Origin of the sequence: Halomicrococcus gelatinilyticus (assembly GCA_024227995.1) — an archaeon.
Lineage (GTDB): Archaea > Halobacteriota > Halobacteria > Halobacteriales > Haladaptataceae > Halomicrococcus > Halomicrococcus gelatinilyticus.
In genome coordinates this window covers 1,967,112-1,986,267 of record CP100465.1, presented here as the reverse complement: position 1 = coordinate 1,986,267, position 19,156 = coordinate 1,967,112, and the positions used below count along the sequence as shown (strand labels likewise).

At 68.8% G+C, this 19,156-nt stretch carries 19 protein-coding genes; 10 read left to right on the top strand and 9 right to left on the bottom strand.

Annotation, left to right across the window (positions count from 1 at the left end; translation table 11 throughout):
- Positions 1 to 4: 4 nt before the first annotated feature.
- The 4 genes from NKT36_RS10425 to NKT36_RS10410 all read right to left on the bottom strand — a co-directional run bounded on the left by NKT36_RS10425 (position 5) and on the right by NKT36_RS10410 (position 3,451).
- Entirely contained in the window at positions 5 to 1,090 is a 1,086-nt protein-coding gene (locus NKT36_RS10425) for a DHH family phosphoesterase (protein WP_327050983.1), read from the bottom strand.
- A gap of 98 nt (positions 1,091 to 1,188) precedes the next feature.
- The gene (locus tag NKT36_RS10420; protein ID WP_327050982.1) at positions 1,189 to 1,995 is read right to left on the bottom strand and encodes an ABC transporter permease subunit; all 807 of its coding nucleotides are present in this window, start codon (positions 1,993 to 1,995) and stop codon (positions 1,189 to 1,191) included.
- The gene (locus NKT36_RS10415; protein ID WP_327050981.1) at positions 1,992 to 2,903 is read right to left on the bottom strand and encodes an ABC transporter ATP-binding protein; all 912 of its coding nucleotides are present in this window, start codon (positions 2,901 to 2,903) and stop codon (positions 1,992 to 1,994) included. The genes NKT36_RS10420 and NKT36_RS10415 overlap by 4 nt, the downstream gene beginning before the upstream one ends.
- A 113-nt stretch (positions 2,904 to 3,016) precedes the next feature.
- Positions 3,017 to 3,451 (bottom strand): universal stress protein, encoded by a 435-nt coding sequence (locus tag NKT36_RS10410; protein WP_327050980.1) that lies wholly within the window; start codon positions 3,449 to 3,451, stop codon positions 3,017 to 3,019.
- Positions 3,452 to 3,542: 91 nt separating this feature from the next.
- On the opposite strand from NKT36_RS10410, the gene NKT36_RS10405 reads away from it, so the two are divergent.
- The 9 genes from NKT36_RS10405 to NKT36_RS10365 all read left to right on the top strand — a co-directional run bounded on the left by NKT36_RS10405 (position 3,543) and on the right by NKT36_RS10365 (position 14,318).
- Positions 3,543 to 4,631: a M20 family metallopeptidase gene (locus NKT36_RS10405; RefSeq protein WP_327050979.1), complete on the top strand. Its 1,089-nt coding sequence runs from the start codon at positions 3,543 to 3,545 to the stop codon at positions 4,629 to 4,631.
- An 84-nt stretch (positions 4,632 to 4,715) separates the two neighbouring features.
- Positions 4,716 to 7,580 carry an ABC transporter ATP-binding protein gene (locus tag NKT36_RS10400; RefSeq protein WP_327050978.1) on the top strand — a complete coding sequence of 955 codons (2,865 nt, stop codon included), beginning with the start codon at positions 4,716 to 4,718 and terminating at the stop codon, positions 7,578 to 7,580.
- Positions 7,581 to 7,700: 120 nt separating this feature from the next.
- Positions 7,701 to 9,377, top strand: coding sequence for an ABC transporter substrate-binding protein (locus NKT36_RS10395; RefSeq protein WP_327050977.1), 1,677 nt, complete (start codon positions 7,701 to 7,703; stop codon positions 9,375 to 9,377).
- 79 nt (positions 9,378 to 9,456) lie between these two features.
- On the top strand, positions 9,457 to 11,139 hold the full coding sequence (locus NKT36_RS10390) for an ABC transporter substrate-binding protein (RefSeq protein WP_327050976.1): 1,683 nt from the start codon (positions 9,457 to 9,459) through the stop codon (positions 11,137 to 11,139).
- A gap of 161 nt (positions 11,140 to 11,300) precedes the next feature.
- The gene (locus NKT36_RS10385; RefSeq protein WP_327050975.1) at positions 11,301 to 12,314 is read left to right on the top strand and encodes an ABC transporter permease; all 1,014 of its coding nucleotides are present in this window, start codon (positions 11,301 to 11,303) and stop codon (positions 12,312 to 12,314) included.
- Positions 12,311 to 13,276: an ABC transporter permease gene (locus tag NKT36_RS10380; protein WP_327050974.1), complete on the top strand. Its 966-nt coding sequence runs from the start codon at positions 12,311 to 12,313 to the stop codon at positions 13,274 to 13,276. Before NKT36_RS10385 ends, NKT36_RS10380 begins: the two co-directional genes overlap by 4 nt.
- Positions 13,276 to 13,632, top strand: a complete 357-nt coding sequence (locus NKT36_RS10375; RefSeq protein ID WP_327050973.1) for a DUF7268 family protein — start codon at positions 13,276 to 13,278, stop codon at positions 13,630 to 13,632. The genes NKT36_RS10380 and NKT36_RS10375 overlap by 1 nt, the downstream gene beginning before the upstream one ends.
- A 61-nt stretch (positions 13,633 to 13,693) precedes the next feature.
- Entirely contained in the window at positions 13,694 to 13,915 is a 222-nt protein-coding gene (locus NKT36_RS10370; protein ID WP_327050972.1) for a hypothetical protein, read from the top strand.
- A 160-nt stretch (positions 13,916 to 14,075) separates the two neighbouring features.
- A complete protein-coding gene (locus tag NKT36_RS10365) occupies positions 14,076 to 14,318 on the top strand; it encodes a PRC-barrel domain containing protein (RefSeq protein WP_327050971.1) in 243 nt (80 codons plus the stop codon).
- Positions 14,319 to 14,536: 218 nt separating this feature from the next.
- On the opposite strand, the gene NKT36_RS10360 is transcribed toward NKT36_RS10365, so the two are convergent.
- From NKT36_RS10360 to NKT36_RS10345, 4 genes are all read right to left on the bottom strand, one after another.
- Positions 14,537 to 15,436: a thiamine-phosphate synthase family protein gene (locus NKT36_RS10360; protein ID WP_327050970.1), complete on the bottom strand. Its 900-nt coding sequence runs from the start codon at positions 15,434 to 15,436 to the stop codon at positions 14,537 to 14,539.
- Entirely contained in the window at positions 15,433 to 16,023 is a 591-nt protein-coding gene (gene dcd, locus NKT36_RS10355; RefSeq protein ID WP_327050969.1) for a dCTP deaminase, read from the bottom strand. The genes NKT36_RS10360 and dcd overlap by 4 nt, the downstream gene beginning before the upstream one ends.
- Before the next feature lie 72 nt (positions 16,024 to 16,095).
- Positions 16,096 to 16,803: a Yip1 family protein gene (locus NKT36_RS10350; protein WP_327050968.1), complete on the bottom strand. Its 708-nt coding sequence runs from the start codon at positions 16,801 to 16,803 to the stop codon at positions 16,096 to 16,098.
- Positions 16,804 to 16,841: 38 nt separating this feature from the next.
- The gene (locus NKT36_RS10345) at positions 16,842 to 17,816 is read right to left on the bottom strand and encodes an ROK family protein (protein WP_327050967.1); all 975 of its coding nucleotides are present in this window, start codon (positions 17,814 to 17,816) and stop codon (positions 16,842 to 16,844) included.
- Positions 17,817 to 18,038: 222 nt separating this feature from the next.
- On the opposite strand from NKT36_RS10345, the gene NKT36_RS10340 reads away from it, so the two are divergent.
- Positions 18,039 to 18,641, top strand: a complete 603-nt coding sequence (locus NKT36_RS10340; protein WP_327050966.1) for a TetR/AcrR family transcriptional regulator — start codon at positions 18,039 to 18,041, stop codon at positions 18,639 to 18,641.
- A 1-nt stretch (position 18,642) separates the two neighbouring features.
- Here the strand turns inward: NKT36_RS10340 and NKT36_RS10335 are convergent, their stop codons facing one another.
- Positions 18,643 to 19,092, bottom strand: coding sequence for a universal stress protein (locus tag NKT36_RS10335; protein WP_327050965.1), 450 nt, complete (start codon positions 19,090 to 19,092; stop codon positions 18,643 to 18,645).
- Positions 19,093 to 19,156 lie beyond the last annotated feature (64 nt).

Genomic DNA, 19,156 nt, shown 5'->3' with positions numbered 1-19,156 from the left:
AGCGTCAGTCCTGTTCGCCCGCCGGTTCCTCGGGAAGGGTGCGGAACGCGTCGAGGATGACGCGCTTCGTGACCGCGCCCTGGGTCGTCCAGTGGTGGGCGTAGTCGAGCATGTCGTCGTAGACGTCCGGCTTGCATCCCGCAGCCTTCGGGTGGCCGCCGCCGTTGACCTGCCGGGCGACCTCGTGGCAGCGCTCGAACTCGTCGGTGCCGCGGATGGAGGCGCTGCCGGCGGGCTTGACGACGACCGAGGCGTCGGCACCTTCCTCGCGCATCGCCTCGGCGACCTCGTTCTGCGAGCAGCGGCCGTAGGTCACCCCGACCGTCCAGTCGCCGACCGTCTTCAGGTCGGCGCGGTCGACGGCGCGCTCGATGAGCGCCTCCTTCTCGACGCGGCGCTCGGCGATGAACGCCTCGACCTCCGGCGGCAGGTCCGCGCCGTGCTCCTGGACGACGGCCATGTACTCCTCCGGTTCGGCCCAGTAGGCGTAGTCGGCGAGGTCGTCGCTGCGCGGGTCCTCGCGCAGCCAGAGGTCGTGGTCGCGGGTGACGGCGGCGAGTTCGACGAGGTACTCCGGGAAGTCGTAGTCGAGCGAGCGCGCGACCACGTCGGCTGTGCACTCCTCCTCGGACTCGCCGACGACGAGGTCGACGCCCGCGTCGCGGACCGCCTCGGCGACCGCGTCGTCCCACTGGTGGTGGTCGTACCACGCGACGCCGTCGGACTCCTCGACCAGCACGGCCAGTTCCGCGGCGATGGGGTCGAACGCGTCGGGGCAGAGGTCGCAGACGACGACGGTCGCGCCGGGCTCGGTGTAGGCGGCGACGCGTTCGAGCGCGTCCGCCAGGTCGTGCGGACCGGCGTCGATGAGCGCCGCCTCGCCGTAGGCCTCGCGGACGAGCGCCGTCGCGGCCAGGCCGTCGGCGTCCGGGTCCGCCACGACGGCGACCTCCGCGCCGTCGAGGGCCTCCTTCGCTTCCTGTTCCTCCTTCGCCTCCTCGACGGAGTCGGGGACGAAGAAGCCCTCGCCCGGGAGCAGCGACTTCCGTTCCAGAGAGAGATCGTCGTCGTCGATGAGCCAGTCTTCCATACCCGTGCTCCGTCGCCCGGCGCAAAGAGTTCCCGGTTACGCGTCGACGCTGCGGCGCAGGTGGTGCCGCGACCGGAGCGGTGACGCGTCGACCCGCGTCAGAGGTCGGCCCGCCGGAAGCGGCGGTAGCCGAGCGCCACCGGGACGACCGCCCACGCGACGAGGACGAGGACGCCGAACCAGTCGCTGAAGTAGAAGGCGTCTCCCGACGAGACCAGCGCCCCCTCCGTCTCGACGTAGCCCGAGAACGCGGCGTCGTACGCTTTCACCGGGCTGAGGCGGTCGAGGAAGACGGCCCACTCCGGCTTCGGGCCGGGCGGGGCGGCGAACCCGTTCAGCACGTACCGCAGCAGGTTCGGGATCGACGACCAGCCCAGCAGCGTCAGCAGGAAGAAGCCGACGGTGGCCGCCATCGCGCGGTTGGCCGTCGAGAGCGCGGCCGAGAGGCCGACCGCCGGCCCCACGTAGGCCGCCCCGAGGAGGACGGCGAGCGCGAGGAAGGCGACGAACGACCCGACCGGCAACGAGCCGCCGAGCGCGACGAACACCAGCGCCGCCGCGACGACGCCCACCACGGTCGCGGTACCGACGACGACGCTCCGCCCGACAGCGATGCCGGCCACCACGTCCCGGCGCGTGGCGGGCAACCCGAGCAGGAGCTTCAGGCTGCCGCGCTCGCGCTCCCCGGCGACGGCGTCGTAGCTCAGCATCAGCGCCGCCAGCGGGACGAGGAAGAGGACGAAGCCCACGCCGGAGAAGAAGCTCGGGTCGTCGGCGAACGCGCTGTCCATTCGGAAGTAGGTCGGGACGGCGAGAAAGAGGACGAACGCGACGGCGGTGATGCCGAGCCGCCACGTCCGATAGGCGTCCAGCACGTCCTTCTTCGCGAACACGCGCCAGTTCATGCCGGGACCTCCGTCGTGTACGTCGCGAACAGTTCCTCTAGCGACGCCTCCTCCGTGTCGAAGTCCTCGACGGTCGCGCCCGCCCGCTCCAGCGCGTCGAGCGCAGGCTTCTTCGCGGCGTCGGTGCACGCGACGGTGACCGTGGTGCCCTCGACGGCGACGCGCGCGACGCCCTCCACGGCGCGGACAGCGGCGGGGGCGTCCGGCGGCACGCGGTCGACCGTGACCGACAGCGTCGCCTCGGCCCCCGCAGCGTCGCGGAGGCCGTCGATGGAGTCGACCGCGACGAGTTCGCCGTCCTGGAGGATGCCCACCCGGTCGCAGACGGCCTCGACCTGTTCGAGGATGTGGCTGGAGAAGAAGACGGTCGTGCCGCGCTCCTGTTCCGCGCGGATTATCTCGCGCATCGCCAGCGCGCCGTTGGGGTCCAGCCCCGTCGTCGGTTCGTCGAGGACGAGCAGGTCGGGGTCGCCGACCAGCGCCATCCCGAGCACGAGGCGCTGGCGCATCCCCTTCGAGAACCCCTCGACGCGGCGGTCCGCAGCGCCGAGGATGCCAACGCGGTCCAGTACCTGCTCGGGAGCGGCGTCCACGCCGCGCGCTTCGGCGACGAACGCGACGTGCTGGGTGGGCGTCAGGTGTCCGTAGGTGTGGTAGGCGTCCGGGAGGACGCCCATGCGCTCGTGGACGCTCCGGGTCTCGCGCTGGGCGTCGTGCCCGAACACGCGAGCGGTGCCCGTCGTCGGGCGAACGTAGTCGAGCAGTACGTCGATGGTGGTGGACTTCCCGGCGCCGTTCGGGCCGAGGAAGCCGAACACCTCGCCTTCCTCGACCACGAGGTCGACGTCACGGAGGGCGACGACGTTCCCGAACCGCTTCGAGACGCCGTCCAGTTCGATGGCGGCCATACCCACTCCTGTTCGCGGGAACGCATATATTTTCGTGACGCCGGCCGGAGAACGTAGCTCTCGCCCCGCACGACGGGCGTGACCGATGCGACCGAGACGGGCGTCTCGGTCGCCTACGCCGCGCCGTCCTCCAGCTGGCGCACCGTCAACACGGGTGTCGGACAGCTGCGGACGACGCGCTCGGCGACGCTGCCGATGAGGAACCGGTTCTCGCCGTGACGGCCCCGCGTCCCGGTCGCGACCACGTCGGCGCCCTGCTCGCGGGCGTACTCGGTGATCTCGGCGGCGGGGTCGCCCTCCCGGACCGCCGTGGTGACCGAGCGGTCGGCGTGCTCGCGGACGGTGTCGAGCGCCTCGGTGCCCTGCTCCTCCAGGGCCTCGTGGAGTTCGTCCTGGATGGGTTCCGGGGAGGACTCTACCTCACCGCTGTCGACGACGTAGAGGGCGTGTACGTCCGCATCGAAGCGGCGCGCGAGGTCCAGCGCGACGGTGACCGCTCGCGTGACGCTTTCGGAACCATCGGTGGCGACGACGACGGTGTCTATCATGCCTGGCAGTTGGCCCGTCATCCCCCTTAAACTCTCGTTGCCCTCGTGCCGCGAGGCGGACAACTAACTGCCCGCGCGCCAACGCCCGCGCATGGACGAGACTCGACGGGACGAACTGGTCGCACTGACCCGGGACCTCGTCGCCATCCCGAGCCACGACGACGAGACGGCGGCGGGCGACCGCATCGAGGCGTGGCTGCGCGCCGAGACGGACGCCGAGGTGACCCGCGACGCGGTCGGCAACGTCGTCGCGCGGCGCGGGAGCGGCACGTCGCTGGCGCTCGTCGGCCACCACGACGTGGTGCCGCCGGCCGACGCGCAGTGGGCCGAGCGGGGAGAGACGTTCGCCGTCGCCGAGCGCGCCGGCCGCCTCCACGGCCGCGGGACGGCCGACATGAAGGGCGGCGTCGCGGCCGCGATGCTCGCGTTCCGGGACAGCGACCCCGACTGCGAACTCGTGTTCGCCAGCTTCGTCGGCGAGGAGGTCGGCGGGGAGGGAGCGCGCGCGGCCATCGACGACGGGTTCGCGCCCGACTACGCGCTCGTCGGCGAGGGGTCGACGGGCTACTCAACCGACGGCGTGACCGACGTGGCCGTCGCGCACAAGGGCCGCCGCGGGAGCACCATCACGGCCCACGGGGAAGCCGCCCACGCCAGCGAACCCGACGCGGGCGAGAACGCGGTGTACCGCGCCTGCGACGCGGCGGACGTCGTCCGCGACTGCGAGGTGCCGACGGTCGAGGTCGCCGGCGAGCGACTGACGGGGAGCGTCGCCGTCACGGGCATCGACGGTGGAAGCGCGTGGAACGTCGTCCCGGAGACGTGCGAGGTGACGGTCGACGAGCGTACGGTGCCGGGCGAGCGTGCGCCCCTCGACGCCGTCGAGGCGGTCCCGGGCGTGGAGTGGACGGTCGACCAGGACCTCCCGCCGATGCGCTGCGACGACGACGCGTTCGCGGAGGCGGTGCTCGCCGCGGCCCGCGACGCCCAGGCGGGCGCGCCGGCGCTCGTGACGAAGCCCCACGCCACGGACGCCGGGTGGCTCGCGAAGGCCGGCACGACCTGCGTCGTCTGCGGCCCCTCCGAACCCGGGGAGGCCCACACTGACGACGAGAGCGTGAGCGTCGAGGTGCTCGAACGCTGCTACCGCATCTATCGCAGGACGGCGGAGCGACTGTGAGGAGCGTCGTCTCCGTGGGAACGTGGTTCATGATACACACGACCGAACCATTTTTTGCCGCGCACCGTCCATAGCCGCGTAATCGTGACTGATCTGCTATCCATTTCCAACCTCAAAACGCAGTTCAACACCGAGCGAGGGACGGTCGAAGCGGTAGACGACTTCGACCTGACCATCCGCGAGGGCGAGACGGTCGGGCTGGTGGGGGAGTCGGGGTCCGGCAAGAGCGTCACCGCCCTCTCCGCGATGCAGCTCGTCGACGACCCCGGCGAGGTCGCGGCGGGTGACGTCCGCTTCCAGGACGCCGACACCGTCGCCCGGTTCGCGCGCAAGTATCCCGACGGCGTCGCGACCGACGGGCAGGACGGCTTCGTCGTCGTCGAGGAAGCGACCGTCGACCGGGGGGCCGCCCCTGACGGCGCGATTCCGGCGGACGAGGAACTGTCCGAGACCGAGCTCGCCGGGCGACTCGCCCGCCAGCACCCCGACGGCGTCGCCGTCCCCGACGACGACGAGGAGACGTTCGTCACCGTCGAGGCGGGCTACGTCGACCTGATGGAAGCGCCCGAGTCGGTGATGCGCGACATCCGCGGCGGCGAGATGGGGATGATCTTCCAGGACCCCATGACGTCGCTGAACCCCGCGCTCACCGTCGGCGAGCAGGTCGCCGAGAGCCTCCGCCTCCACCGGCACGGCGACAAGAGCGAGGACAACTGGTGGAACGCCGTCCGGGAGATAGCGCCGAAGCTGAGCGACGAGGTCGACGAGGAGGTGCTCGAAGAGACCATCGAAATCCTCGAGGAGGTCGGCATCCCCGAACCGGAGTCCCGCGTGGAGGAGTACCCCCACGAGTTCTCGGGCGGGATGCGCCAGCGCGTCCTCATCGCCATCGCGCTCGCCTGCCGGCCGAAGCTGCTCATCGCCGACGAGCCGACGACCGCGCTCGACGTGACCATCCAGGCCCAGATACTGGACCTCATCGACGACCTGCAGGAGGAACTCGGCATGTCCGTCCTGTTCATCACCCACGACCTCGGCGTCGTGGCGGAGGTCTGCGACCGCGTCGCCGTGATGTACGCGGGCGACCTCGTCGAGGTCGGGCCGGTCGACGAGATTTTCCACAACCCGAGCCACCCCTACACCTACGCGCTGCTGGAATCCGTCCCGCGTGAGGACCGCGAGCGGCTCACCCCCATCGAGGGCAACGTCCCCGACCTCATCGACATGCCCGAGGGCTGTCACTTCGCGGACCGATGCCCGTGGGCGCAGCCGGAGTGCACGCAGGGTGCGATCCCGAACCTCCAGCACGGGCCCGACGACGTCGACCACCGCGCGAAGTGTATCCTCGAATCGTTCGACGAGAGCGAGTACGTCGAGGACCAGTCGACGGTCACGGCCAGTGACCACGAGACGGGCGACTCGCTGCTCAGAGCGGATGGGCTGAAGAAACACTTCTCGCGCGCCGACGACGTCCTCGACCGGTGGCTCTCCAGCGAGTCGGAGAGCGTGAAGGCCGTCGACGGCGTCTCCTTCGACATCTACGAGGGCGAGACGCTCGGCCTCGTCGGCGAGTCAGGCTGCGGGAAGTCGACCGCGGGCCGGACGCTGCTCCGCCTCGAGGAGCCGACCGACGGCCGGGTCCTGTTCGCCGGGACCGACGTCGCCGACCTCGAGGACGACGAGCTCCGGGAGTTCCGGAAGGACATGCAGATGATCTTCCAGGACCCGCTGTCGAGCCTCGACCCCCGGATGACGGTCGGCAACACCATCGCCGAACCGCTGAACATCCACGACCTGCCCCAATCCGACCCGGACGTCGAGACCGTCGCAGCGGTCGACAGTAGCGTCGACCGCCCCGTGGACGTCGACGTCGACGACGACGCGGACAAGCTGGTCGACGCCGAGGGTGGCGTCGCGCGCGTCCCCGTCCGCGTGACCCGGGAGGGCGGCGAGGTCGTCGCCAGCGTCCCGCAGGGGCTGGCCGCGACGGTCGACGAGCGCGACGGCGGCATCTCGGTGTCGGTGTCGACGCGCTCGACCAGCGCGGTCCGGCGTGCCCGCGTCACCCAGCTCATGGAGGCGGTCGGCCTCGAACCCGGCCAGCGCGACCGCTATCCCCACGAGATATCCGGCGGACAGCGCCAGCGCGTCGGCATCGCGCGGGCGCTCGCGGTCGACCCCGACTTCATCGTGGCCGACGAGCCGGTCTCCGCGCTCGACGTCTCCGTGCAGGCCCAGATCATCAACCTCCTGGAGGACCTCCAGGACGAGTTCGGGCTGACCTTCCTGTTCATCGCCCACGACCTCTCCGTGGTTCGGCACATCTCCGACCGCGTCGCCGTGATGTACCTCGGCGAGATCGTCGAGGTGGCCGACACCGACGAACTGTTCGCCGACCCCAAACATCCCTACACGCAGGCGCTGCTGTCGGCCATCCCGGAACCCGACCCGCGCGCCGACACCGAGGACCGGGTCATCCTCGAGGGCGACGTCCCCTCGCCCATCGACCCGCCCTCTGGCTGTCACTTCCGGACGCGCTGTCCGCAGGTCATCCCGCCAGAAGGGATGGACATCGAACAGGCGGCCTACCGGCAGGTGATGGACTACCGGGGCCGGGTCGAGGACCGCGCCATCAACCTCGAATCCGTCCGCGAGGAGGCCGACACCCGCGGCGGCGCGCCCACGCAGGAGGCGACCGCGGCCGACGGTGGTCGACGAGACACGGCGGCGTTCCACGACGTCCTCTGGGAGCGCCTGTTCGCCGTCGAACCGACGGGACGGCCGCGGCGGGTCGTCGAGGAGTCGTTCGACCACCTCGCCGACGGCGACTGGGAGGCGGCCGAGTCGCTGCTGGCCGAGGAGTTCGAGAGCGTCTGCGAGCGGGTCGACCCGGTGCTGCAGGACGAGGCCCACCCGTCGGCGTGTCACCTCTACGACCAGCCGAACTAGCCATTCTGTTTCGGTGGCCGAACGGTATGATTCTCGACCGGTTCTCGAATTGAACCAAACCCCCGTCGTCCCTGTCCTGTCCGGCAGAATTATCACCATAATCGTTGACGTCTTCGCCGGATGATACCAAACGACACGGACGTTTCGAGGCGAACGTTCCTGAAGGCAGCGGGCGGCGCGGCGGCGGCCGCAGCGGTCGACCCGGCCAGGGGGGCGGGGACCGGCGCGGCGAGCCAGCAGGGCAACCAGCAGGGCGGCGGTCTGCTCACGTACGCCCGCGGCAACGACTCGGGAACCCTCGATCCACAGAACACGACCAGCGGCGAGGACGTGAAGGTCACCAACCAGATATACGACACCCTCATCGCGTTCGAACCGGGCGAGACCTCGCTCACGCAGGGGCTGGCGACGGAGTGGAACCTCGACGGAACGACGACGACGCTGACGCTCCGCGAGGGGGTGCAGTTCCACAACGGCGAGGAGTTCACCGCCGACGACTTCATCGCGACGTACCGTCGGTTCACCGACCCGGACTACGAGAACTACCCCGGAGACGAGTACGTCTCGGCGTACAGTTCCTTCACCCTCGGGAACTGGGTCGGGAACGTCAACAAGGACGGCGACTACAGCCTCACCATCGAGCTGAACCAGCGGTACGCGCCGTTCCTGCGCAACCTCGCGATGTTCGCGTCGAGCGTGCTCTCCGAGCAGGCCATCCAGAACCTCGGCCAGGACCTGTCGGACCAGCCGGTCGGCACCGGTCCGTTCCAGTTCGACAACTGGAACAAGGGCAACCAGCAGATACGGCTGTCGGCCAACGACGACTACTGGGGCGAGGGGCCCCAGGTCGACGAGGTGGTGTTCACCGCCATCGGGCAGAACTCCACGCGCGCGCAGGCGCTGTCGACGGGCGAGGTCGACATCATCGACGGGCTCGGCGCACAGTCGTCCCAGATCGTCGACCAGGCCAACAACGCGGAGCTCATCCAGGAACAGGGCATCAACGTCGGCTACATGGCGTTCAACATGGCGAACGTGGAGGCGTTCCGGGACCGGCGGGTGCGCCGCGCCATCAGCCTCGCCATCAACACCGAGGCTATCGTCAACAACATCTTCCAGGGCATCGCCGAACAGGCGAGCCAGCCCATCCCGTCGAACGTGCTCGGGTACAACGACGACCTGGATCCGTACCCGCACGACCCGGAGCGCGCCCAGCAACTGCTGCAGGAGGCCGGCTACGAGAACCTCGAGTTCGAGCTGGCGACGTTCCAGAACCCGCGCACCTACAACCCGAACCCGGCGCAGGCCGCGCAGGTGGTCAGATCGAACCTCAACGAGATCGGCGTCACGGTCACCATCAACCGCCAGCCGTTCAATCCCTTCCTGACGTACATCGACCAGGGGAAACACGACGCCTGCTTCCTCGGCTGGATGACCGACAACGCCGACCCGGACAACTTCTACTACGCGCTGTTGCATCCGGGCATCTCGCAGGACGACGTACCGCAGGGCCAGGACTGGGTGAGCTGGGACACCGAGGGGTTCAACACCAACGACGCCGCCGCGTGGGCCAACACCGACTACATGGACCTCGTGGAGCGCGCACAGACGACGTACGACGAGCAGGAGCGGGCGAACCTCTACCGGCAGGCCGGCAGGCTCGCCCACGACGAGGCCCCGTGGGTGTTCATGGACCACGCCCAGGAGCTACGCGGCGTCAGCAACCGCGTGAACGGGTACGTTCTCGAGCTCATCTCGGGACCGTTCCTCCGGCTCGTGTCGCTGGGCAACCAGTAGGGATTCGGTAACATCCCACAACGTTGTTTTCTCCTAACGCTTCGGTATGTTTATATAGAGCTCACCGCCACTCTGGTTTATGGCACCACGCGACAGTGGTACTGACAGGCGTAGCTTTCTGAAAGCGGCTGGCGGTGCTGCGGCTGCGGCCGGCTTTGCGGGATGTATCGGCGGCGACGACGGCGACGACGGCGACGACGGCGACGGCGGCGGGAACGGCGGCCCGCTGACGTACTCCCGGGGTGCCGACTCGGCGACGCTCGACCCCCAGGACACGACCAGCGGCGAGGACGCGAAGGTCACGAACCAGATCTTCGACCGCCTCGTCCACTTCAAGCCCGGCGGAACGAGCCTCACCGCGGGGCTCGCCAAGAAGTACGAGCTCAACGGCACCGAGGCGAATCTCACCCTCCGCGAGGGCGTGAAGTTCCACGACGGCGAGGAGTTCACGGCCGACGACTTCATCGCGACGTACCGGCGCTTCCTCGACGAGGAGTACGAGTACTACGTCAACAAGGTCTACGACAGCGGGACGCACGGCTCCATCTACGGCCCGTACCTGCTCGGGAAGGTCGACGACGTCAGCAAGGACGGCGACTACGGCGTGACCATCTCGCTCTCGTCGAAGTACACGCCGTTCCTGGCCAACCTGGCCGTGTTCGCGCTGTCGGTCCTCTCGAAGAAGCAGATCGAAGAGGACGGCGCGGCGGTCATGGACGACCCCGTCGGGACCGGCCCGTTCGAGTTCGACAACTGGAACAAGGGCAACACGACCATCCGCCTGACGGCCAACGACGACTACTGGGGCGAGGGCCCGCACGTCGACGAGGTCGTCTTCGAGGCAGTCTCGCAGAACTCCACGCGCGCCTCCTCGCTGCTGAACGGCGAGACCCACATCGTCGACGGCCTTGGCGTCCAGCCCGCCAAGCAGGTCAAGAACGGCGACGGCGCGAGCCTGGAGCGGACCGAAGGGATGAACATCGGGTACATGGTGATGAACATGTCCCGCGTCGAGGCCTTCCGGAAGAAGAAGGTCCGTCAGGCGATCAACTACGCCATCAACACGGAGTCCATCGTCAACAACATCTACAAGGGGATGGCCGCGCAGGCCAGCCACCCGCTCCCGCCGGGCGTGATGGGCTACAACGAGAGCCTCGACCCCTACCCGCACGACGTGGAGAAGGCGAAGTCGCTGCTGGAGGAGGCCGGCTACGGCGACGGGTTCACCTTCGAACTGGCGACGATGACCAACCCGCGCCCGTACTTCCCGTCCCCGACCCAGACGGCGAACACCATCAAGTCCAACCTGAAGGACGTCGGCGTCACGGTCAACATCACGAAGCAGAAGTGGGACGCCCACACCACCTACATGGACAAGGGCAAGCACGACGCCGGGTTCATCGGCTGGATGTCCGACAACGGCGACCCGGACAACTTCTTCTACCCGCTCCTGCACCCCCAGATGGAGTCGCCCGACGGGCAGGACTGGATCGAGTGGAGCAACCTGATGGAGAACGGGAACACCGGCAACTACGCCGCCTGGGCGAACGCGGAGTTCATGGAACTCCTCGACAAGGGCCAGAAGGAGTCCGACAAGAGCAAGCGCGAGGAGTACTACACGGAGGCCGGCAAGATCGCCCACGACGAGGCCCCGTGGGTGTTCGTCACGCACACCGAGGTCATCCGTGGCGTCCACGACGACGTGAAGAACTTCAACCTCGCGAAGATCGGCGGTCCGTTCCTCTCGCGAGTCAAACTGTAGACCGCGAGGCGCGACCGACCACCCGGGACCGCAACCGGTTCCCGGACCGCGAACCGACCCCCTGACCGCGAGCTGACCGGGCTCTCGAATCGGGAACCGGAGCCGACTTCAGGGACCGCGTAACGCATCTTTTTTGTCTCCCACCCTCATCCAGCTAGGTGATGATTAGCAAGCGGTTCGTTATCAAGCGGCTCCTGCTGCTCATCCCGGTGCTGCTGGGGGTTGCGACGTTCGTCTTCGCCATCCTCCATCTCTCGCCCGGGAACCCGGCCCGCGTCATCGCGGGGCAGCGGGCGTCCGAAGAGTTCGTCCAGCAGGTCGAGCGCGAGCTCGGCCTCAACGACCCGATCTGGGTGCAGTACGGCCGGTTCCTCTTCGACGCCGTCCAGCTTGAGTTCGGCCAGTCGTACTCCATCCAGAAAGGAACGCCGGTGACGCAGGTCCTCGCGGACAGGCTGCCGGTCACCATCGAGATGGCCATCTACGGCCAGATACTCGGCATCCTCTTCGGGATTCCGCTCGGGATAATCAGCGCCGTCAAGCAGAACACGGTGACCGACCACCTCACCCGCGTCGGCGCGCTCACGGGCATCAGCGTGCCCATCTTCTGGAGCGGCCCGCTGCTCATCCTGTTTTTCGCCCAGTTTTTGGGCGTGCTCCCGACGAGCGGCCGCATCGCCACGCAGTACTCGGTGCCGGCCATCACGGGCATCATCACCATCGACACGCTGCTGGTCGCCGACGTCGACGCGTTCGTCTCGGCGGCCCGGCACCTGCTGTTGCCGACGGTCGTCCTCGGCGTCTACCAGATGGCGCTCATCTCGCGGATGATGCGCTCGTCGATGCTGGAGGTCGTCCGCCAGGACTACATGCGGACCGCCCGCGCGAAGGGTCAGGGCGTCAAGATCACGACGCTGAAACACGGCTTCCGGAACGCGCTCATCCCCGTCGTCACCGTCATCGGCATCCAGTTCGGAACGCTGCTCGGCGGTGCGGTGCTGACCGAGACGGTGTTCGGCATCTCCGGCATCGGCACGCTGCTCGTCAGCGCCATCCGCGTCGGTGACTACCCCGTCGTACAGGGCACCGTCCTGCTGTTCGCGTTCCTGTTCACGCTGGTGAACCTGGGCGTCGACATCACCTACTCCTATCTCGACCCGAGGATCGAACAATGAGCACGGAAACCCAGAGCGAGGACGTGACGACGCGCGGCTTCCTCGAACGTCTGCGCGCGTCGCCGTTCCTCTCCGAACTCCTGTCGAACCGGCTCGCGGTCGTCGGCCTCGCCATCATCGGCGGGATGGTCGTCACCGCCGTCGCGTCGCGACTGCTGCTCGACGTCGGCGCGCTGTCGTCGTCGCAGTTCGGCACGAACCCGTCCCTGCAGGGGCCGTGCGGGGAGCGCGCGGTCCTCGACATCTTCGCCTCGGCGGGGTCCTGTGGGTCGTACCCGTTCGGGACCGACGTCCAGGCGCGCAACATCTTCCACCGGACGATGTACGGGGCGTGGCTGGCGCTGAAGTACGGCACCATCACGGTCGGGGCGTCCACCGTCCTCGGCGTCGGTCTGGGGACGCTCGCCGCCTACTACGGCGACGTCGCCGACAACGTCATCATGCGCTCGATGGACGTGCTGCTGGCGTTCCCCGCACTGCTGCTCGCGCTGGCGCTGGTCGCCATCTTCCCCGAGGACTGGGGTCTCTGGCGTGCGGTCGCCGCGCTGACGCTCGTCTACACCCCGCGGTTCGCCCGCGTCGTCCGGGGTGCGGCGCTGAAGGTGCTGGAGGACGAGTACATCGACGCGACGGTCGCGCTCGGCGCGAAGGACCCGCGCGTGCTCGTCCGCCACATCCTCCCCAACTCGCTCGCGCCCATCACGGTCCAGAGCACGCTCAACTTCGGCCTCGCCATCATCGACCTCGCGGCGCTGTCGTTCCTCGGCTTCGGCGCGAGCGTCGGCACGCCCTCGTGGGGCCTGATGCTGTCCAACGGCGTCGAGCAGGGCCTGCTGACCGGCCAGTGGTGGTGGTCGTTCTTCCCCGGCCTGTTCCTCGCCGTGACCGTCCTGGGCTTCAACCTGCTCGGTGACGGGATGCGGGACGCGCTCGACCCGCGCATGCGGGAGACCGTCGACTGATGGACGCGCGCGCCACCCTCCGCCCCCGCGTCCGCCTCATCGTCCGGTACGGACTGGCTGGCGTGGCGGTCGGCGGCGTCGGCGTCTCGACGGTCGTCGCGGCGGGCGAATCGATCCGGTTCGCCAGCACGAAGGTGTTCGCCGTCGGCGCGCTCGCCTTCGGGTTCGCGCTGCTCGGCTGGTCCGGGTCCGTGTTCGCGGGCGAGGCCGTCGAGACCATGCAGGACCACCTCGACTCCGGGTCCGACTGGACCGAGGCGGACTCGCGGCGCGCGATGGCCATCGTCGGCAGCCTCGGTGCCGGCGGGATGGTCGGCGCGAGCGCGATGACGTACGTCTTGCGAGCGGCGTACTGACGGCTTTCGTCCGTCGTACCAGTCGAAAGAGATTTTACTATATACTCTATGTAGTGAAGATATGATAGCGGTCGAACCGGCGTTCGTGGGACTCCTGCTGGCTGGCATCGGCGCCGCGATGGCGACGCGACCGCGGGACGTGCTGGTGCTCGGCCAGTCGCTCCACCTCGCCTCCCCAGGGACCGAGTCCGGCGGGTTCGGAGTCGTCCGGTGCCAGGCCTACGGTCTCTGCGTGCTCGTGCTGGGACTCGTCCTCGTGCTCGTCCCCCTGTTTCTGCCGTAGAGACGACCGTGCCCGCCGCCGGCGACGCCACCGACGGCGCGCCGACCACGACTCGCGCTCGACGACGCCACCGACGGCGTGCGGGCGGACCGTGACGTCACGCTCGACGACGCCGCGTCGGCCACAGCCCTGAAACCCGACGCCGTACTCTGTTCTGCCGATGACGGTCGCACTCTCGACGGACGACGAGGGGAAGCGAGTGCTCGACGCCGACGGCACGGAGGTGGGGATGGTCGCCGACGTCCAGCACGGGACCGCGCACGTCGAGGCCCCCGACGACGTCGTCGAGGAACTGAAGACGCGGTTCGACGCCGGGCAGTACGGGGACGACACCTACGCCATCCAGGACGACGACGTGGCGGACGTCGACGACGAGCGCGTCGTCCTCGAAACCGGGAAGTGACAGGTCCGGAACAGCCGGTCGGCGAGAGATACCGACGGCTGGCGCTCGTCCTCTGGCGCTGAAAGAATACCTCGTGTACCCCTACCCGAGGTGTGTAAAACGAGAGGCCGATTCGGTATATACTTTGTGCATATCGATTTCCCGGGGGTCAGGAACGTGATAGCTCGCCCGTCCTGCCGGGCGGGCGCGGTCGTCGAACGGCGCGGATGTCGGACGCCCTACACCAGTTTGCGGGCGGCGCGCGCCGCCTCGTCGGCGCGGTCCGCGAGGACGTAGGTGATGGGTTCGATGCCGTATCCGCCGGTGTGGTAGAGCACGGTCGCGTCCGGAGTCGCCGACAGCGCCTCGCCGACGGCCTCGTCGACGTCGTCGTACTCGGCGTCGAACTCGGCGGTGACGTGGCCGAGTTCCTTCAGGCGGTCGATCAGGTCGGGGTCGTAGCGGAGGTTCAGCGCGGCGCGGGCGTCGGTGCCGTGCTCGCGCGCGGCCAGCAGGACCGAGGCGACGTGTTCGCTCGTCCCGAACTCCGGTTCCGCCGGGATGGTCGCCTGCCCCTTCACGTCGAAGATGCGCCCCGGAACGGCCGCCACGTCGTCGATGCCCTCGGCGTCCGGCAGGCACTCACAGAGGTTCGACCCGACGGCCGGGATGAGCGAGGCGAACCCGCTGGTGTTCTCGACGACGCGGATGGCGCGCCGCATCGACGTCAGCACGCGCTCGGTGGCGCGCAGTTCGTCGTCGGGGTCGTGGACGTTGAAGTCGCCGCCGTACCCCTCCAGTTCCGGCATCGCCTCCTCGTGAAGCTGGGCGATGAGGTCGTGGTCCTCCAGTCGCCGGACGAGCACCTCGACCTCGACGAGCGCCTGGACGGGGCTCATGCTGCCGTCGGCGAGCCCCTCGCCGACCTCCGCGACGAGCGCCTGGACGCGCTCGTCGTCGCGGACGCGGTCGTTCTGGGCCACCTCGCCGTGGGCGTACTTCGAGACGGCGCTCTGGCTCACGCCGAGCGCGTCGGCCACCTCGCTCTGGGTCAGCCCGCGCTCGCGGAGGTCCGCTGCGAGCATCGACCGGAACGTCGGGAGGAACTCTTCGACGACGATCTCCTCGGCGAACTTCACGTCTGCTCACCGCCGAACTCCTCGTCGCCGCCGATGCGCGAGGCCTGCGGCCCCTGCTGGTCCTGGTACTTCGACCCGCGTTCGCTGCCGTAGGGGCGCTCGGAGGCGTTCTTCAGCTCGGTGAAGATGAGCTGGGAGATGCGCGTGCCGGGCGTCAGCGCCACCGGCGCGGTGCCGAGGTTCGACAGTTCGAGCGTGATCTGGCCGCGGTAGCCCGGGTCGACGACGCCTGCGGTCGCGTGGACGACGACCGCGAGGCGGCCGAGCGACGACCGCCCCTCGACGTGCGCGAGCAGGTCGGCGGGAATCTCGACGCGCTCCTTCGTCGTCCCGAGGACGAAGTCGCCGGGGTGGAGGATGAACTCCTGGCCCTCCGGCACGGTCGTCTCGTCGACGTAGCTCTCGACCTCCTGCTCGCTGTCGGGGTGGATGCAGGGGATGTTGGTCCGCTTGAACTCCAGGAACGTCTCGCCGAGGCGCAGGTCGACGCTGGCGGGCTGGATCTGCAGGGCCGGGTCGTCGATGGGTTCGACGACGAGGTCCCCCTCGTCGAGGCGACGGATGATGTCCGCGTCGGAGAGTATCATGTGCGGAGGTTCGGCGCGGGGGGCGTAAATATCTCGGTGTCCGACGAACGGCGGCGCGGCCCGAGAGCGTCGTCAGAGCAGGTCGAGCACGACGACGAGGACGGCGACCGCGCCGGCCGCCTTCGCGGCCTGTCCAGTCGGGAGGTTGCGGCGGTGTTTCAGGCCGTAGCTCCAGACGTACCACGACCAGGCGGTCACGAACAGGGTCATGACAGCGTTGCCACCCCGAGCGGCCCGGGTCAGGGTCCGGAACTGCTGGACGAGAGCCTCGGGCGTCGTGGCGAAGTCGGCGTTCCGGACGGACAGGTAGAACAGGCCGATACCGACCGCCGTCTGGAAGATGCTGGGCACCATTCCCCACGCGGTGACGACGAGCGTGTCCGAGAACGACCCCTCGCCGCCGGCGAACCACGACGACGCGTGGAGGAGCACGCCGAACAGCAGCCACGCCGCGTACGATCCGAGGAACACGACGGGAAGCCGCTGGACGAACTCGTCCCAGAGCTTCGCGCCGACGTCGACGGTCTTCGTCTTCGGGGCGTCACAGCCGGACGGCGTCGTGCCGAATCCGTCGCCGTCGCAGAGCAGATCGCCCGGGTAGGCGGGGTTGTCGACCTGCGTGGTCACGTCGACCTGCTGGCCGAGGTACCAGCCCATACCGGCGATCGACAGCGTCGAGACGAGCGCGACCAGCGTGACGACGAGGGCGGCACGCGGGAGGGTCGCCCGCGTCCGGTCGCGGAAGAAGCGGTCCGGGGAGAGGAGGGCGTCGCGGAGCACGTTGGCGGGCTCTCGCGGTGCGATGATAAGTGTTCCCGTCAGCTCCGCATCCGGCTGCGGTCGCCCGTCCCGTCGGTGATCGCGCTCGCGATTGCGCCCTTCAGCACCACCTCGTCGCCGAGCGTGGTGAGCTCGACGTCGGGGACGTTGTTGAAGACGTAGTCGTCGATGCGGTCGCGGAGGGGGTCGACGACGAGCTCCTCGTTGTTCAGCGCCACCGCGCCACCGACGTAGATGACGATGGGCGCGTACGCCTGGGCGATGTTGGTGAGACCGAGCGTGTTCCAGTGGACGAGCTGGTCGACGACGTGGTCGGCGAGCTGGTCCATCCCGGCGTACTCGAACACGTCGGGCGCGGAGAAGTCGGGGTCGTCGAGCGGGAGCGCGGTGTCGACCTGGGACTCGTCGGCGAGCATCCGGGCGTACTCGGGGATGTTGTCGCCCGAGCAGTACGCCTCCCAGTGGCCCTCGCGGCCGCAACCGCAGGTGCGTCGCCCCTGCGGGTCGACGACCATGTGCCCCACCTCGCCGGCGTTGCCGTCCCACCCGGAGAGGACGTTGCCGTCCACGGTGACGCCGGCACCGATGCCGCTGGAGATGGTGACGTACGCCATGTCGTCCGGGTTGCGGTCGCTGTGGAAGCGCTCGCCGATGACGCCGGCGTTGGTGTCGTTGTGGAGGAAGACCTGGTCGCTCTCTATCAACTGTTCGACGGGACCGGTCAGCGGGATGCGGTCGATGCTGTCCGGCAGGTTCGCCGGATTGTCGACCGTCCCCTCGGCGAGGTCCAGCGGCCCGATGCTGCCGATGCCCGCCGCGCGTATCTCCGACGGCGCGACGTCCGCCGACGTGCACGCCGTGCGCAGACATCCGAGCACGGCCTCCGTGACGGCGATACCGGCCGGGCCCTGTGGGGTGGAACGGTCGTGGGTCGCGATGACCGTCCCCTCCTCGTCGGCGACTGCCGCCCTGACGTTCGTCGCACCCAGGTCGACGCCCGCGTAGTAGCCCATTTAGCTGTACAAACGACCGCCTGCACACTTAACTACAAGCATTTACTCGCCAGCGAGTTCTGTGCCGCCGACCGGTCGGCGAACTGTTCGGTCTCGCACCGTCCGGCGACGACCCCGACGCACGGACGACCGACGAGTCGGGTCGCTGGCCGACGGCGTCTCCCGTCGGTGGACGACGTGGGAAAGTAAAAACTTAATGAATCATGGAGTCATCGGTCGTCCATGCGGGGATTCAGCGACGAGGAACGGGCGGAGATCCGGGAGAACCTGATCGAGACGGGACGGGAACTGTTCCTCAGGTGGGGGCCGGAGAAGACGAACGTCGCGGACGTGACCGACGAGGTCGGCATCGCCAAGAGCACGTTCTATCGCTTCTTCGACTCGAAGTCGGAGCTCTACTTCGAGGTGTTCGTGCGCGAGCGCGACGACTTCCTCGACGCGCTCGCGAGCGAGCTCGACGGCGTCGAGGACGCGGAGACCGGCCTGCGGACGCTGTTCGAGGTGTATCTCACCTGGATCGAGCAGAGTCCGCCGATACAGCGGGTCGTCCTCGAGAACGAGCACGAGACCGTCTACCGCGACGTCTCCGAGGAAGCGATCGCCGAGGAGATGCAGGTCATGCTGGACGCGCTCGCGCCCATCCTCGAGGCGTGGCAGCGCGACGGCCAGATGCGGGCGGTCGACCCGCTGCCGTTCTTCGGTCTCATGAAGTCGATCGGATTGCTGGCGCTCTACGAGGAGGAGTTCGGGGAGTACGGGGATGGCTGGTACGCGGAGATTCGCGAGTTGCTACTCGACTCGGTCGCGAAGGGGCTGACGGCCTGACTCAGTCCGTCCGGACGAAGGTGACGGGACAGGGCGCCGAGAGCATCACTTCCTGTGCAGTGCTGCCGAAGACGGCCTTGCCGGTGGGCGACCGCTTGCGTCCGCCGACGAAGACGCTGTCGGCGGAGACGGCCTCCGCGAGGTCGACGATGGTCTCGCCGTGCTCGCCGACGGCGCCCCGGATGGCGTAGCCCACGTCGGCCTCGTCGAGGTCGTCGGCGAGCGAGCGGATGGTCGCGTGCCTGGCCGCGACCTCGTCCGGATTCGGCTGGCCCGTCGGGTCGTAGTCCAGCCGGTCGACCACCTCCTCGAACTCGTCGTCGGTGAACACGTGCGCGAGAACGACCGTCGCGCCGGCCGGCCCGGCCACGTCGGCCACGGCCGAGGAGAGCTGGTCAGCCCGGTCCTCGTCCCCCGGTCCTACCGCGAGCAGAACGGTTTCTATCGCCATGCTACCACGCCGCCACCCAGAATGATAAAGGTGGGGGAGCGGTTCATCCGGGAGCGCAACGGCG